The 14,929-nt window shown below is 47.7% G+C and carries 14 protein-coding genes; 5 read left to right on the top strand and 9 right to left on the bottom strand.

Annotated elements, in window-relative coordinates; genetic code table 11:
* Positions 1 to 12: 12 nt before the first annotated feature.
* The 9 genes from FEN17_RS13255 to hisH form a co-directional block, all read right to left on the bottom strand.
* Positions 13 to 201, bottom strand: coding sequence for a hypothetical protein (locus FEN17_RS13255; RefSeq protein ID WP_138365830.1), 189 nt, complete (start codon positions 199 to 201; stop codon positions 13 to 15).
* A gap of 150 nt (positions 202 to 351) precedes the next feature.
* A complete protein-coding gene (locus FEN17_RS13250; protein ID WP_138365829.1) occupies positions 352 to 1,125 on the bottom strand; it encodes a phosphoglycerol geranylgeranyltransferase in 774 nt (257 codons plus the stop codon).
* On the bottom strand, positions 1,122 to 1,544 hold the full coding sequence (locus FEN17_RS13245) for a hypothetical protein (RefSeq protein ID WP_138365828.1): 423 nt from the start codon (positions 1,542 to 1,544) through the stop codon (positions 1,122 to 1,124). Before FEN17_RS13245 ends, FEN17_RS13250 begins: the two co-directional genes overlap by 4 nt.
* A 93-nt stretch (positions 1,545 to 1,637) precedes the next feature.
* On the bottom strand, positions 1,638 to 1,973 hold the full coding sequence (locus tag FEN17_RS13240; RefSeq protein WP_138365827.1) for a phage holin family protein: 336 nt from the start codon (positions 1,971 to 1,973) through the stop codon (positions 1,638 to 1,640).
* A gap of 73 nt (positions 1,974 to 2,046) precedes the next feature.
* Positions 2,047 to 2,382: a phage holin family protein gene (locus FEN17_RS13235; RefSeq protein WP_138365826.1), complete on the bottom strand. Its 336-nt coding sequence runs from the start codon at positions 2,380 to 2,382 to the stop codon at positions 2,047 to 2,049.
* A gap of 12 nt (positions 2,383 to 2,394) precedes the next feature.
* Positions 2,395 to 3,024 carry a bifunctional phosphoribosyl-AMP cyclohydrolase/phosphoribosyl-ATP diphosphatase HisIE gene (gene hisIE / locus FEN17_RS13230; protein WP_138365825.1) on the bottom strand — a complete coding sequence of 210 codons (630 nt, stop codon included), beginning with the start codon at positions 3,022 to 3,024 and terminating at the stop codon, positions 2,395 to 2,397.
* A 21-nt stretch (positions 3,025 to 3,045) separates the two neighbouring features.
* Positions 3,046 to 3,819, bottom strand: coding sequence for an imidazole glycerol phosphate synthase subunit HisF (hisF, locus tag FEN17_RS13225; RefSeq protein WP_138365824.1), 774 nt, complete (start codon positions 3,817 to 3,819; stop codon positions 3,046 to 3,048).
* A 3-nt stretch (positions 3,820 to 3,822) separates the two neighbouring features.
* Positions 3,823 to 4,545, bottom strand: coding sequence for a 1-(5-phosphoribosyl)-5-[(5-phosphoribosylamino)methylideneamino]imidazole-4-carboxamide isomerase (hisA, locus tag FEN17_RS13220; RefSeq protein ID WP_138365823.1), 723 nt, complete (start codon positions 4,543 to 4,545; stop codon positions 3,823 to 3,825).
* 17 nt (positions 4,546 to 4,562) lie between these two features.
* A complete protein-coding gene (gene hisH, locus FEN17_RS13215; RefSeq protein ID WP_138365822.1) occupies positions 4,563 to 5,150 on the bottom strand; it encodes an imidazole glycerol phosphate synthase subunit HisH in 588 nt (195 codons plus the stop codon).
* A 281-nt stretch (positions 5,151 to 5,431) separates the two neighbouring features.
* On the opposite strand from hisH, the gene FEN17_RS13210 reads away from it, so the two are divergent.
* The 5 genes from FEN17_RS13210 (at position 5,432) to FEN17_RS13190 (ending at position 14,863) form a co-directional block, all read left to right on the top strand.
* Entirely contained in the window at positions 5,432 to 6,922 is a 1,491-nt protein-coding gene (locus FEN17_RS13210) for a M14 family zinc carboxypeptidase (protein ID WP_138365821.1), read from the top strand.
* 113 nt (positions 6,923 to 7,035) lie between these two features.
* Positions 7,036 to 9,924, top strand: coding sequence for a TonB-dependent receptor (locus tag FEN17_RS13205; protein WP_138365820.1), 2,889 nt, complete (start codon positions 7,036 to 7,038; stop codon positions 9,922 to 9,924).
* Between the two features lie 57 nt (positions 9,925 to 9,981).
* Complete coding sequence (locus FEN17_RS13200; protein WP_138365819.1) at positions 9,982 to 11,661, top strand: IPT/TIG domain-containing protein; 1,680 nt, start codon at positions 9,982 to 9,984, stop codon at positions 11,659 to 11,661.
* 164 nt (positions 11,662 to 11,825) lie between these two features.
* Complete coding sequence (locus FEN17_RS13195) at positions 11,826 to 12,449, top strand: HupE/UreJ family protein (RefSeq protein ID WP_138365818.1); 624 nt, start codon at positions 11,826 to 11,828, stop codon at positions 12,447 to 12,449.
* A 32-nt stretch (positions 12,450 to 12,481) separates the two neighbouring features.
* Positions 12,482 to 14,863 (top strand): M1 family metallopeptidase, encoded by a 2,382-nt coding sequence (locus tag FEN17_RS13190; RefSeq protein ID WP_138365817.1) that lies wholly within the window; start codon positions 12,482 to 12,484, stop codon positions 14,861 to 14,863.
* The last annotated feature ends 66 nt before the right edge of the window (positions 14,864 to 14,929 follow it).

Here is a 14,929-nt window from a genome sequence, read left to right as displayed (position 1 = left end):
TCGTACGTCTGATTACTTTTTAGTAGTATCAGCAGCAGTTGTGTCAGCCATCATTGTAGTGTCAGTAGACATAGTATCAGCAGTCATTGGAGCTGCTTCAACTGTTGAGTCTGCCGATCCTGATTCGTCAGCTGGTTTGCTAGTACAAGAAGCGAAAGCTACCATCCCGGCAACAAACGCGAATGCAAAGAATTTTTTCATTTCTTGGGTGTAATTAAGGTTCGGTGCAAAGGTAATAGCTTTAACTTGAATATTCCTACACTTGCAGTTTGTATTTTTCCAAGAACTTAAAATTTCCTTAGAAAATATTCAAATCACTTCCTTTTGTCCTATAATTTCTGTGCCTGATGACTAAACCTGCGCGACATTGCGATTAAAAGCGCTTACACAGGCCGCTACTTCGGGGAGAAGCTCAGGATTTTTCTCGATACCATTACCTACCACAATCACGTCTGCACCGGCGCTGAGGGCGTTTTCCGCCTTTTCGTAAGAATCAATTCCTCCGCCGACAATGATGGGCGTATCGACGGCTGCCCGCACTGCTGCTATGGTTTCACCAGTAACCGGGTAAAGTGCGCCGCTGCCGGCGTCGAGGAAAATGTTGCTTAAACCCAGGTATTCACCCGCCAAAGCGGTGCATGCAACGATACCTGGCTTGTCTCTGGGAAGCGGTGTTGTATTACTAATGTAGGAAACCGTGGTAAGCCTGCCGCTTTCGATCAGCAGGTAGCCGGTCGGCAAAACTTCAATTCCGCTCCTTTTCAGCAACGGTGCCGCAATGACATGCTGACCGATCAGAAGGTCTGCATTACGACCGGAAATTAAGGATAATAAAAGGATTGCGTCGGCTGACGGATCGATATGTAAGCTGCTTCCCGGGAACAGGATAGCGGGAATGTTGGTATGCTCGTGAATGGCAGCGATCAATTTGTCGATCGCGTAATTGGTAATTAGGCTTCCGCCCACAAAAAAGAAATCCACACCATGCCCTTCCGCATATCTGAGGAATTCGGGAAAGGTGGAAAAATTGACTTTATCGGGATCTAAGAGAACAGCAAACGATTTCCTTTTTTCTTGTTTTCTTGTGGAAAGGAGGTCTGCGATTTGATGATTCGCTGCTTTCATTCAGTTTTTTGTTCGTCTTGCATTAAATGTTTTAGCTTCTGGCGAGCCCAACCCACTGCCAATGTCCAGGCTAAACTTTGCACCGCTTGTCCCGCTGTGGAACGCGCTTTATCTTTCTTAAGCTTGCTTTTTTCGATGAGTACAAACTCCTCTTTCGGTGCCTGCTTTTTCTTTTCTGCTTCCTTATCCTTTTTGGTTTTAGGCAAAAAAGCATTCATTACCAGATAGCTCGTCGCAACCACCCCGCCTATGACCAGCGCCTGCTTTCCATAGCTGGTTGCTTCGGTTTTGAGATCGCTCCATTGATGTTCAAGCTTCTCACGATAAACGTCCGCATCCAGCTGCAGATCCAGTTTATCCTTATCCGTATCGGACGAAAACGGTTTAATTTTTACGGAAGAATCTATCGGCGAATTCATCTCATCCCTGTTTAATAGTGGTATATGAAATTCCCAAAGGAACCCAAAAATAGCGATTTGACGCCTGGCATCCCAGACCGGCGGTGAAAAGTGCTACTCCTTTTCTTTGGTAAAACGAACAATTACATTCCTGATCATCCTTACAAAGGCTTCTTTCCAGACGATCCAGATGACGAGTTTTAATACAAAAACCCCCAGCAGGATCAGGAAACCGAGATAATCGCTGTGCAGCCATCTGTTTAGGAAAGTCCCTATCAGAATTACCACCAGGATCAGAATTGTCAGCGCCACGCAAAGCAGCAATGCGCCATAAACGGCCATCACCACCGCACGTTCAATCTTATCCCTCGTTTCGATCTTGAACAGATCGATCCGTGTTTCGAAATACTTAAAAAGCGTTTCTTTAATTTCCTCTAACTGACTTATCATAACCAGTAGTTGTCAAATCATGTGTATTCTATTACGCGGGGCTTCAACAACTGATTTGCAGACCCTTTACACACTAATCCAAAAACATACCAAGAATGGACGATACTACGGAAACGACCAGACCAAATATTAATGCAGAGATGAAATTGCTGATCGCGAACCCGTCGACGAGATAAGTCGCCAGGTAAATGATGAACACATTGACAACAAAATAGAAAAGCCCCAGTGTCAGGATCGTGATGGGCAGGGCCAGAATCTGAAGAACCGGTTTCAGAAAAGTGTTCAGCAGGCCTAATACGATGGCGACGATGATGGCCGTGGTAAGGCTGTCGACGACGACACCAGGAACCAGATTTGCCGCGACGATGATCGCCAAAGTACTGATTACAAGACGTAGGAGTAATTTCATACCACTTCTGTTTTATTGGTGACGGCTACGAAGTACGTCAATTACCTCGTCTAAGTCAATGTTTTTTTGTTCCAGCAAGACCAAAAGGTGGAACAGCAAATCCGAAACTTCGTTCTTGAAAAGCTCGCTGTCGTCGTCCTTGGATTCGATCACAACTTCCACGGCTTCCTCGCCTACCTTCTGCGCAATTTTGTTGATACCCTTGCGGAACAGGCTGCTGGTATACGACTCTTCGGTCGGGTTTAATTTTCTTTCCCGGATTACCTTTTTCTGAAGATAATTGAGAAAAAACGCTTCCCCGATGCGCACATCCTGACTATTTTTTTCCCCAAAACAGGTGTCGGCGCCCGTATGGCACACCGGACCGGCCGGAGTAGCCTTGATCAGCAATGTATCACCGTCACAATCGGCGGTTATCTCGTTCACAAAAAGAAAGTTACCCGATGTTTCACCCTTAGTCCAGAGCCGCTGCTTGCTCCGGCTGTAAAAAGTAACGGTGCCTTCTTTTTTGGTTTTTTCCAAAGCTTCGACATTCATATAGCCCAGCATCAGGACTTTGTCCGTGTGTAAATCCTGGATGATGGCCGGTACAAGGCCGTCGCCGGATTTATCAAAATCAATCGTTGAAAAAGTTTCGCTCATTTGTGTTTTATCAATGTTGAATTAACGGGTCATCCTGATCGGTAGACCTTTTTCATTTAAATATCCTTTCAGATCCGGGATATCGATTTCCCGAAAGTGGAAAATGCTGGCTGCGAGCCCGGCATCGGCTTTTCCTGCGGTGAATACATCATAAAAATGTTCCATATTCCCCGCGCCGCCCGAAGCTATAACGGGAATGTTGGCATTTCCGGATATGGCCGAAGTTAGTTCCAGTGCAAAACCTGCTTTTGTGCCGTCGGTATCCATGGAAGTCAGTAAAATTTCACCCGCGCCGCGTTCCTCCACTTCCTTCGCCCAGGGTATCGTCCTGATTTCCGTCGCTTTACGTCCGCCATGCGTATGTACGACATGCTCGTGCCCCTGCTCCGTTGCAATGTAACGCGTATCTATCGCGACCACAATGCATTGACTGCCAAATTCCAGCGACAATTCATTAATCAAATCCGGATTCCGTACTGCCGCCGAGTTGATCGAAACTTTGTCGGCGCCTGCATGCAGCAATGCTGAAACATCCGCAATCGATGAAATGCCGCCGCCTACCGTAAAAGGAATGTTGACGGTCTGCGCTACCCGGCGCACCAGGTCGATAAATGTCGAGCGGCCGTCGATGGTAGCGGTAATATCCAGGTAAACCAGCTCGTCGGCACCCTGCGCGGCGTACAATGCGCCCAGTTCCACCGCGTCGCCGGCATCACGCAGGTTCACAAAATTAACCCCTTTTACTGTCCTGCCGTCTTTGACATCGAGGCAGGGAATGATCCGTTTGGTAAGCATATATCAGACAATAAATCGCTCTAAATCGGGCAGGCTGATCCTGTTTTCATAAATCGCTTTGCCGATGATCACGCCGTAAATGTTCATTTCCGCCAGCTTTTCAACATCCTCGATCCCGCTGATCCCGCCGCTGGCAATGATTTTTAGGTCAGGACATTTATCCTGCAAGTTTTTATATAAATCAAAAGAAGGGCCTTGCAACAAACCGTCCTTCGCAACATCGGTGCTGATGGTGTACTTTACGCCTTTCTCCACATATTCTTCCACAAAATCGTACACCCATATCTGCGTCCCCTCTTCCCACCCGCTCACGGCGATCTTCTCATTTTTTGCGTCGGCGCCGAGAATAATCTTTTCACCGCCATAAACCGAAAGCCAGTTTTGAAAAACCTCCGGCTGCTTCACCGCTACGCTTCCGCCAGTTACTTGTTTTGCACCGCTTTCAAATACAATTTTCAGATCGTCGTCGGATTGTACCCCACCGCCGAAATCAATGTGCAGGGAAGTCCGGCTGGCGATTTTCTCTAGAACCTTCCAGTTAATGACTTTCTTTGCTTTCGCACCGTCGAGGTCTACCAGGTGCAATCTTTTCAAACCCGCGTCTTCAAATTCCAGCGCTACTTCCAGCGGGTTTTCGTTGTAGACGGTTTTCTTGCCGTAGTCACCCTGGGTTAGCCTGACGCATTTCCCGTCGATCATATCGATAGCGGGTATAATTTCAATCATTATCGAAGGGTTTTTATTTAAATTTTCAAAAAGTTCTCCATGATCTGCTGCCCCACATCCCCGCTGATTTCGCAGTGAAACTGAGCCGCATAAAAATTGTCGCGGTGCAGCATGGCGCTGAAAGATGTCGCATACTGGCAGCTGGCCACGGTATAGTCGCAGACGGGCGGGGCAAAGCTATGGACAAAATATACATAAGCATTATCGGGCACGCCGTAAGTAAGCGGCGAAGCGTAGTTGGAAATGTTATTCCAGCCCATGTGCGGCACCTTCATGCCTGCCTCGGCGGGGAAACGTTTCACATCCACATCAAAAATGCCCATACACTCCGTATTGTTTTCCTCCGAAAACCGGCACATCAGCTGCATACCGATGCAGGTACCAAATACGGGTTGTTTCAAAGAAGGTATCACCTTGTCCAGCCCCACTTTCCGCAGGTAATTCATGGTGGTACTGGCTTCACCCACACCAGGGAAAATCACTTTGTCGGCCGAGCGGATTTCCTCCACGTCGTCGGTATAAATGTACCCCGCGCCGATACGGTCGAGCGCATACATCACAGACTGCACATTACCGGCGTTGTATTTGATAATTACGGTTTTCATTGAATTGTGCTATTGTGGCCTAAACAAAAAAAGCCCGATTGATTAATCGGGCTTCTGGGATACTATGTATTCAACCTTATTACAACACTACTTGCAAAAACATATCACCCAAGACGTCCGATAGCCAGTTGGCTATGATGAAATTGATGATGTGTTTCAGCTTTGAACATGATGCAAATGTAAGCAAAAATTACAAACCGAGGCAGTTTAACTGTAAAGATTTCATTAAAATTTGCTTAGAAAAATCTTGTACATTGCGTTTTAAACAGGCATTCTACTGCATGAAACCTTTTATTTCACAACTATTCTTTTTGATCATTACCTTGACTACCATCGCATCACAGGCGCAGACAGAAGAGATGGCCCGCCGGCTTTTTGACAAACACGCTACCTACCGTGAAGCTTCCCTGACCCAGCGCCGTTTCAAACAAAAAGACATTCTCCCACTTATTTCCAAACGTCAGGGCAACCCGATTTACAACATTGAGTCGGTAGGCGAATCGTTTGAGGGCCGGAATATTCAGATGATCAAGGTGGGAAATGGTAAAAGGAAGGTTTTGCTGTGGACCCAAATGCATGGCGACGAGCCGACCGCGACGATGGCAACCTTTGATATCTTCAATTTTCTGGAAGGTAAAAATGACGGTTTCGACGCGCTCAGAAAAGACCTTTTAGAAAACACTACATTATATTTTGTACCAATGCTCAATCCCGACGGCGCAGAACGCTACCAGCGCCGCACCGTGCAGGGCATCGATATGAACCGGGATGCCGCTGCCAGGCAGACACCCGAGGCAGTGATTTTGAAAGGTTTGGTGGACAGGCTGAAACCGGATTATGGATTTAACCTGCACGATCAAAGTCCGAGATATTCCGCCGGCCGCAGCCCAAAAGTGGCGACGATTTCTTTCCTCGCTACTTCTTATGATTACGAGCTTTCGATCAACAAAGTACGCGAGCGCTCCATGCAGCTGATTGTGGGGATGAATAAAATCCTGCAAAAGTACATTCCCGGCCAGGTAGCCCGCTACGCCGACGACCATGAGCCGCGCGGTTTCGGGGATAATGTGCAGAAATGGGGTACCACGCTGGTTTTGATCGAATCGGGCGGATATGTGGGCGATCCGGAGAAACAGTATATCCGGCAGCTCAATTTTATGGCAATATTATCTGCACTCGCCAAGATTTCTGATAACTCCTTGACCAAAGAAGACCGCGACGACTACTACAAGATTCCGGAAAACGGACGATGGCTTTACGACCTCGTGGTACGGAATGCTACCGTGCGGCAGTCGGGCAAATCGTTTACTGCGGATTTTGGTATCAACCGGAATGAGGTAAGTTATTCGAATGCTACCAAGTTCTTTTATTATAGTAAAATTGAAGACTTCGGCGACCTGCACCCGCAGTACGGCAGCCAGGAATTGGACGCTACCGGCCTGACCGTAGAAAAAGGGAAAATTTACCCGACCGCCTACAAAAACGTCAGCGAAATCAGCAAACTCAACGCTTTAAATCTGTTAAAAGAAGGTTATACCTACGTAAGATTGGCGCCCGATGCCAACACCCGTGCGCTCGGATTGTACTTCACAACCTCCCCGCTGCACATTCTCCGGGCTGGCCAACCTGCACCTTCCGGCACGCCCGGATTGGGGAACACCGCGACATTTATACTGAAAAAAGGTAGCCAGGTAAAGTACGCGGTTGTCAACGGATTTGTATACGACCTGGAAAACTTCGACATCGGTAAAGGACAAGGAATTGTAGAATAACTGGCTGATTTTTAGGAAAAAGTACAAATCTTAAATAACTGAGGCATAATATAGCCTTAACATTGGGGTAACATTGGCGATCTACTTTTGTGTCGAAAAATTGACACCGAAAGATGAAAACCAAACTGTTTACAATTCTCTTCTCCCTCACAGCTGTTCTCACAGCATTTGCCGATCCGGGTTCAATCCGCGGGTCGATTAAAGACGCAAAAACAAAAGAAGCCCTCATCGGGGCATCGGTTTTAATAGAAGGCACCCAGATCGGTGCCGCAGCCGACGTCGACGGTAACTTTATCCTTACCAATGTTCCTGCCGGTACGCACAAGGTTATTATCACATTTGTTTCTTACCAAACCAAAGAAATCCCAAACGTCCGCGTAGAATCCGGTAACACAACTGTAATCGATACCGAGCTGGACGAAGAAGGAAAAGCTTTACAGGAAGTAGTGGTAAGAGGTGCACGCGCAACCAATACCGAAGTAGCGGTCATCAGTGAAATCAAACAATTGAAGCCGATCGCAGTAGGTATCTCGGCCCAGCAAATCCAGAAATCACAAGACCGCGACGCAGCTGCGGCGATTCGTCGTGTACCGGGTGTCAGCATTGTTGACAACCGTTTTGTCATGATCCGCGGCTTGGGCTCGCGCTATAATGCAGTTTTGATCAATGATGTGATCACGCCTTCCAGTGAAGTAGATACCCGCTCGTTTTCTTTCGACCTGGTACCAAGTAATATCATCGACCGGATGATTGTATACAAATCCGGTTCAGCCGAATCTCCGGGCGATTTTGCAGGTGGGGTTATCAAAATTTACACAAAACGCCGCCCAGACCAAAACTTCACCGATGGTGCTGTGACAGTAGGATACCGTGCCAACACGACATTCCAGAATGTTCAGACACATACCCGCAGCGGTGCCAATTTCCTGGGCTTGTGGAACCCTGACCAGACATTATCGAGCGCTTTCCCAAAACGTTCTGCGGATTTCAATACATTAAGTTCTTCTGAAAGAGCTGCTTACGGGAAGTTACTTCCAAATACCTGGGCATTGAAAAACATCAATGTTTCTCCTGATCTCCGCCTGGCATTTAACCTGGGCCGCCGCTTTGATATCGGCAATGTGGATGTGAGCAACATTACCAACATTAATTATTCTTTGACCAACCAATACGCAAACGTCGCGCTGAAACTGTACCAAAATGGTTTGAATGCGAATGATGTTTTCGAAAAATATAACGACGCAAACTACTCCCGCCAGTCACGTATCGGCGTGCTCCACAACTGGACTTTCCGCTTCTCGCCGGTTTTCAACCTGGAATGGAAAACTTTGTTTAACCAGCTTGGAAATACCGAAACAGTGGCCCGCGATGGCCAGCGCGTAGTGGACGGATATGATGTGCGTAACTACTCGCAGCGCTTTGAAAACCGGACGATTGTTACTACCCAGGTTTCGGGAGACCACAAAATCGGTGATCTGACAAAACTAAACTGGATCACAGGTTTCGGCTACACAGGCCGCTGGGAGCCAGACTGGAAACGTATCCGCTTCCAGCGTGTGACCGGCGCAACCGGAGCTGACGGAGAGCTGGTTCCTTTCCAGGCCGTAGCGCCGATCGATCCTAACCCGATCGACCTGGGCCGCTTCTACTCGAAACTGAGCGAGCGCGTGCTGACATTGGCTGTAAATGGTGAGCATGCATTTGGAAATCCTACCGACCGCGAGCCAAACAAAATCCGCTTCGGGGTGTACGGCGAGCGCAAAGACCGCGATTATTCTGCAAGATTTTATGGGTATACCAACGTAGGAAATGCATCAGAAATCCTGCGTGGCAACATAGGCACTATTTTCACTCCTCAAAATATAACCGGACGCGATGGCGGATTGACTATCAAAGACGGTACCAAAGACCTGGATTCGTACCAGGGTATCAACAACTACTACGCAGCTTATGTAAGCGGCGACCTGAACTTCGGTTCAAAAGCGATCCTGACGCTGGGTTTCCGTGGCGAGTACAACAACCAGCAGCTGCACTCTACGGTGGTAAATGTGCGTAAAGAGCTGGTAAACAACATTGTATTTATCCCGCTGCCTTCGCTGAACTTCACTTACAAGCTGACCGAGAAACAAAACCTGCGTCTGGCTTACTCGTCCACATTGAACCGCGCCGAGTTCCGCGAGCTGGCGCCATTTACTTACTTCGACTTCAACCTGCTGGCTGATATCCGCGGTAACACGGCGCTGAAAACCGCTAAAATCCAGAACATGGATGCCAAGTGGGAGTTTTATCCTTCGCAGAATGAGCTGATCTCGGTAACTGGTTTTTACAAACATTTCAAAAACCCGATCGAAACATTCCTGATCCCGACCGGAAACGGACTGGCCTACACATTCGTGAATGCAGGATCGGCACAGAGCTACGGTGCTGAGGTAGAGATCCGCAAAGGTTTCCAGGAAGCATCCAGCCAGTTTTTGAAAAACATTACCCTGATCGCCAATGCTTCTATCATTAAAAGCAAAGTGAACCTGGGACAAGTGGTGGAAGGCCCGGATTTGAGCGGCGCGATCCAGAAATACGACCTGACAGGCATCACCGACTCGAAACGCCCGATGGCCAACCAGTCGCCTTACCTGATCAATGGCGGGGTTTACTACGCCGAGCCGAGCGGCTGGCAGTGGAATGTCCTTTACAATGTATTTGGTCAAAGGATCTTCGCAGTGGGTAACATGGACAACCCAACAGTTTACGAAATGCCGCGCCACGTAGTAGACCTGAATATCAGCAAGAAATTCAAAAGCAACCTGGAATTGAGATTAGGTATCCAGGACATTTTCAACCAGCCGGTACGCTACTCGCAAGATTTCAACCACGACGGAAAAATTGGCATGGATGTGACTTCGGTGAGTGCCGGTGCCGATCAGGACGTGCGTAAGTTCAGAAGAGGCAGCTACTTCTCTCTGACCGCCGCCTACAATTTTGGAAGAAGAACGATCATCCCATAACCTCTTAACATCTATCTGTTCATCCTTTTTTAATCTGTAAATCAACTTCAATTCACTATGAGTATCCACAAAAACCGGTCGTATTTTCTGCTCCTGATTGCCGCGCTGTTTATGGCGATGTCGGCCTGCGATAACGACGACAAACCGGCTCCGGTCGAAGATGTATTGGCTGTTTCTTCTTTCCTTCCTACCAGCGGATTAGCTGGAACCAAAGTTGTCATCACAGGAACAAAGTTTGACGCAACTCCTGCAAACAACGCTGTTTTATTTAATACAACTCCTGCAACCGTTACGGCTGCAACCCCAACTTCGCTTGAAGTAACTGTTCCAACCGGCGCTACTACGGGCCCGATTTCTGTAACTGTTGGTGGCAAGACTGTAAAAAGCACTTCTCCTTTCACCGTAACAATCCCTACTGAACGTTCGGTGGTTGAAGTCACTGGCGAAATCAAAGCAGACACAAAATGGACTGCTGACAAAATCTATCTTCTGAAAGGTTTTGTATATGTTACTACCGGTGCAACATTGACAATCGAGCCAGGTACATTGATCAAAGGTGCCAGCAAAGATGCGGATCCTACTGCATCTGGTAAAGGTGGTGCGCTGATCGTGGAAGCTGGTGGAAAGCTGATGGCTGCCGGTACTGTTGACAAACCAATCGTTTTTACATCCAATGCTGATCCTGGAAAACGTACTTACGGTGACTGGGGTGGCGTTGTTTTGATTGGTAAAGCACCTAATAACCGTCCTGCAAGTACTGCATTCGAAGGTGGTATCCGTGGCACGATTGGCGCAGACAACATTGCTGCTGATAATTCAGGAACATTGCAATATGTACGGATCGAGTTCGGTGGTATCGCATTGAGCGCTACTCCAAACAGCGAGATCAACGGTTTGACATTGTATTCCGTAGGTTCAGGTACTACAATCGATCACGTACAGGTTTCATACAGCGGTGACGATTCATACGAGTGGTTTGGTGGAACTGTAAATATGAAATACCTGGTAGCTTACCGTGGTTATGACGATGATTTCGATACTGACTGGGGTTTCACAGGAAAATTGCAGTACGGTGTTTCTTTGCGTGACCCACAATTTGCGGATCAGTCTGCTTCAAACGGTTTCGAATCGGATAACTATAACCCAGGTGAGCCGGCAACCGGCGCAAACGCAGGTCTGCCTTTGACAGCGCCTATCTTCGCTAACTTCTCGAACTTCGTTACTGGCGGGACTCCTCCTGCCACACAACAGTCAGGAACTGGCGTTTACCAGTCGGCGATGCACTTGCGCAGAAATACATCTATCAGCATTTTGAACTCACTTTTCGTAGGTTACCCAGAAGGTCTTCGTCTGGACGGAACTGCAACAGGTACTTACAAAAATGCAACTGCCGGAACATTGGATCTGAGAGGTATCGTATTGGCTAACAACACACTTCCTGTGGTAGGAAAAGGTGAGATCACCAACGATCAGGCTACTGCTTACTTCTCTGCTGCTGCCCGCAAAAACACTATCGTGACAGATCTTGCTTCATTGGTTTTGAATGCTGCAAACTTCACATTGACTACGCCTTCATTCCTGCCAGGAGCTACTTCACCTTTGTTGAAAGATGCAGTTTGGGATGGCAAAGGAGCTGATGCGTTCTTTACAAAAGAAACTTTCAGAGGAGCTTTCGGAACAACTGACTGGACTACCGGCTGGACAAACTGGGATCCACAGAATACGATCTACAAATAAGCCTCCAAGAACTTATATAATTGGTGTCAGAATTTCGAAAGGCCGGAAGCACATGCTTCCGGTCTTTTTCTTTGTTTTCCTGCCCCGAATAGAATATCTTCGAATTCATTTACTTTGTCTTGACAATTATTATTTGGTTGTCGGACTGCTTACCCAAATTTTGAATGTCCGAGTTTCAGGCTTATCTACAACTAGGTTTCGATCACATTACCGATTCCAATGGTTACGACCATATTTTGTTCATCATGGCGCTTTGTACCATTTATACATTGATCGACTGGAAAAAGGTGGTTATCCTCGTGACAGCCTTTACGATAGGACATTCGATCACGCTTGCGCTTGCTACTTTGGGCCTGGTCAGTATCAAGCCCGAGTGGGTCGAATTTCTGATCCCGATCACGATTGTGATTACAGCTTGTCTTAATTTTTTTTATAAAATCCCAAAAAGCTCTTTTTCCCAAATAGAACCATCCTCCAAAAGCCGCTACCCGCTCGCGCTGTTTTTCGGGTTGATTCACGGACTCGGTTTCTCCAACTACCTCCGCGCGTTGCTGGGCAACGAAGCCGACATTGTGAACCCGCTGCTGGGATTTAACATTGGTCTCGAACTCGGGCAGCTGATCATTGTATTTATCGTTCTCTCGATCGCATTTGTGCTGATCGAAATCGTGAAAATTCAACGCATGAGCTGGATTAACATTCTCTCCGGAATTATTGTGGGAATGGCGCTGTCGCTTATTTTAAATAATGCGCTTTTCAGATCGATGACGGGCATGGCGGAAAACTAACAAAGCATACAATCTCAATGACAAACCTAAATATGAAAAAAGCAATTCTTCCACTTCTGCTTTTGCTGGTCGCCGCGGCTTCCATGGCCCAGCAATTGCCCGCATCAGCAAATTATCAGTATAACGATCGCTTTGAGCAGATGGGCACCATCCTGCCCACCCCCAACTCTACCCGCGCAGCCTCAGGCGCGCCGGGCCGCGAGTACTGGCAGCAGCGCGCTGACTACGACATCAAAGCCGAACTCGACGACGATAACCGCCGCATTATGGGCTCGGAAACCATTACCTTTTACAACAATTCTCCGGATGATCTGAAATACATCTGGATGCAGTTGGATCAGAATTTATTTAAAAAAGACGGCATCGGCGCATTGTCCCGCACCGGAAGCATCAGCGACAAAGGCATGAGCACCACGCAGCTCGCCGCATTGAATACTGGTCGCGGATCTAAATTGGAAGCGGGTAAAGAATATGGCTATGAGATCAAATCCGTGAAAGATAAAACCGGCAAAGCATTGCCTTTCACGATCAATGGTACCATGATGCGCATCGATCTCCCGGTGACATTGAAACCTGCTACCAATGTTGTGTTTTCGGTAGACTGGGCCTACAACATTACCGAATACTACGGCCGCAGCGGCTACGAATATTTCCCGAAAGATGGTAATGCCAACTACTTCATCGCACATTGGTTTCCACGCCTGGCACCTTATGATGACGTAAATGGCTGGAACCACAAGCAGTTTTTAGGTCAGGGAGAATTCGCATTGATCTTCGGAAACTATAAAGTTGCCATCACCGTACCAGCCGACCACGTGGTAGCAGCCAGCGGCGAATGTCAGAACTTTGCACAGGTTTTGACCTCAACCCAAAAACAGCGTTTAAAGCAAGCTGAAACTTCCAAAACACCGGTTTTGATCGTCACCCAGGCCGAAGCTGAAAAAGCAGAAAAGCGCGAAAACAAAACGCCAGGCAAGAAAACATGGATTTATAAAGCAGATAATGTACGCGACTTCGCATTTGCCAGCAGCCGGAAATTCATCTGGGATGCCATGCAAACCGATGTTTACAAAAGCGGCCGCAAGATCTGGTGTATGTCAATTTATCCCAAAGAAGGCAACCCGCTGTGGGAACAGTACTCGACCCGCGCAGTGGCCCACACATTGAAATCATACGGTGCCCGCACATTTGAATATCCTTATCCGGTAGCCATTTCCTGCCACGGTGTGTCCGGCGGCGGTATGGAATATCCGATGATCAGCTTTAATGGTGGTCGACCCGAGGAAGACGGTACTTATAGTGAAGCTACCAAATATGGCATGATCGGAGTAATCATTCACGAAGTGGGCCACAACTTTTTCCCGATGATCGTCAATTCCGACGAGCGTCAGTGGGCGTGGATGGATGAAGGTTTGAACACATTCTGCCAGTACCTGGCTGAAAAAGAGTGGGATTACAACTTCCCGACCCGCCGCGGCGAGCCTAACCAGATTACGGAATATATGTCTTCCGACAAATCCGTTTTGACGCCGATCATGGCATCGGCCGAGAATGTCATCGGACTCGGGCCCAATGCGTACGCCAAACCAGCGACCGCGCTAAATATTCTGCGCGAAACCGTCATGGGCCGCGAGCTTTTTGATCATGCATTTAAAGAATATGCAACAAGATGGCGTTTCAAAAGCCCTACCCCGGCCGACTTTTTCCGCACCATGGAAGATGCTTCGGGCGTAGACCTAGACTGGTTCTGGAAGGGCTGGTTTTACGGTACTGAGCCTGTGGACCAGGATCTGGTAAGTGTTGACTGGTTTAGCATTAACACCCAAAATCCAGCAATTGAAAAGGAAATTGCCAGAAAAGCAGCCGCCGAAAAGCTCAATACCATGAGCAAAATCCAGGACGCCAAAACAAAAGGCCAAACTGTTGTGGCGCAGGATTCTACGATGGCGGATTTTTACAACCGCTATGATCCTTTCAAAGTAACCGAAGCCGATAAGCAAAAATACGAGCAGTACCTGGCTACATTATCCGAAAACGAGCGTCAGCTGATGCAGGATAACCAGAACTTCTACACCATTTCCATCAAAAACAAAGGCGGCCTTCCGATGCCGGTGATCGTGAAAATGGGTTTTGAAGACGGTACGGATTCTGTGGCAGTGTACCCTGCTGAAATCTGGCGTTTCAATGATCAGACCATCAATAAGGTGATCACCACCAAGAAAAAAGTCGTGCAGTGGACGCTCGACCCATACCAGCAAATCGCCGACATTGATACGGAAAACAACTCTTTCCCGCGCGTCTCAAAACCAACCCGTTTCCAGATCTTCAAGCAGGATCAAAGCAGAAAAACATTGAACCCAATGCAGCAGGAAGGCCAGGGCGCCGGAAAAGTCAGCACGACGCCGAAGAACTAGAAAAGACACCGTTTCCAAACATTTCAAAAAATCCTGCCCGGAGCCAATTTGGGAAGGATTTTTTAT

The sequence above is a fragment of the Dyadobacter luticola genome (assembly GCF_005860805.1).
Lineage (GTDB): Bacteria > Bacteroidota > Bacteroidia > Cytophagales > Spirosomataceae > Dyadobacter > Dyadobacter luticola.
This window is presented reverse-complemented; position numbering and strand designations above follow the sequence as displayed.

What these genes read in the sequence shown, in the direction of transcription:
- FEN17_RS13200 (WP_138365819.1), top strand. Translation starts at nt 9,982, where the DNA reads ATGAGTATCCACAAAAACCGGTCGTATTTTCTGCTCCTGATTGCCGCG.
- FEN17_RS13255 (WP_138365830.1), bottom strand. Translation starts at nt 201, where the DNA reads ATGAAAAAATTCTTTGCATTCGCGTTTGTTGCCGGGATGGTAGCTTTC.
- FEN17_RS13195 (WP_138365818.1), top strand. Translation starts at nt 11,826, where the DNA reads ATGTCCGAGTTTCAGGCTTATCTACAACTAGGTTTCGATCACATTACC.
- FEN17_RS13240 (WP_138365827.1), bottom strand. Translation starts at nt 1,973, where the DNA reads ATGATAAGTCAGTTAGAGGAAATTAAAGAAACGCTTTTTAAGTATTTC.
- FEN17_RS13245 (WP_138365828.1), bottom strand. Translation starts at nt 1,544, where the DNA reads ATGAATTCGCCGATAGATTCTTCCGTAAAAATTAAACCGTTTTCGTCC.
- hisH (WP_138365822.1), bottom strand. Translation starts at nt 5,150, where the DNA reads ATGAAAACCGTAATTATCAAATACAACGCCGGTAATGTGCAGTCTGTG.
- hisF (WP_138365824.1), bottom strand. Translation starts at nt 3,819, where the DNA reads ATGCTTACCAAACGGATCATTCCCTGCCTCGATGTCAAAGACGGCAGG.
- FEN17_RS13205 (WP_138365820.1), top strand. Translation starts at nt 7,036, where the DNA reads ATGAAAACCAAACTGTTTACAATTCTCTTCTCCCTCACAGCTGTTCTC.
- hisIE (WP_138365825.1), bottom strand. Translation starts at nt 3,024, where the DNA reads ATGAGCGAAACTTTTTCAACGATTGATTTTGATAAATCCGGCGACGGC.
- FEN17_RS13235 (WP_138365826.1), bottom strand. Translation starts at nt 2,382, where the DNA reads ATGAAATTACTCCTACGTCTTGTAATCAGTACTTTGGCGATCATCGTC.
- hisA (WP_138365823.1), bottom strand. Translation starts at nt 4,545, where the DNA reads ATGATTGAAATTATACCCGCTATCGATATGATCGACGGGAAATGCGTC.
- FEN17_RS13210 (WP_138365821.1), top strand. Translation starts at nt 5,432, where the DNA reads ATGAAACCTTTTATTTCACAACTATTCTTTTTGATCATTACCTTGACT.
- FEN17_RS13190 (WP_138365817.1), top strand. Translation starts at nt 12,482, where the DNA reads ATGAAAAAAGCAATTCTTCCACTTCTGCTTTTGCTGGTCGCCGCGGCT.
- FEN17_RS13250 (WP_138365829.1), bottom strand. Translation starts at nt 1,125, where the DNA reads ATGAAAGCAGCGAATCATCAAATCGCAGACCTCCTTTCCACAAGAAAA.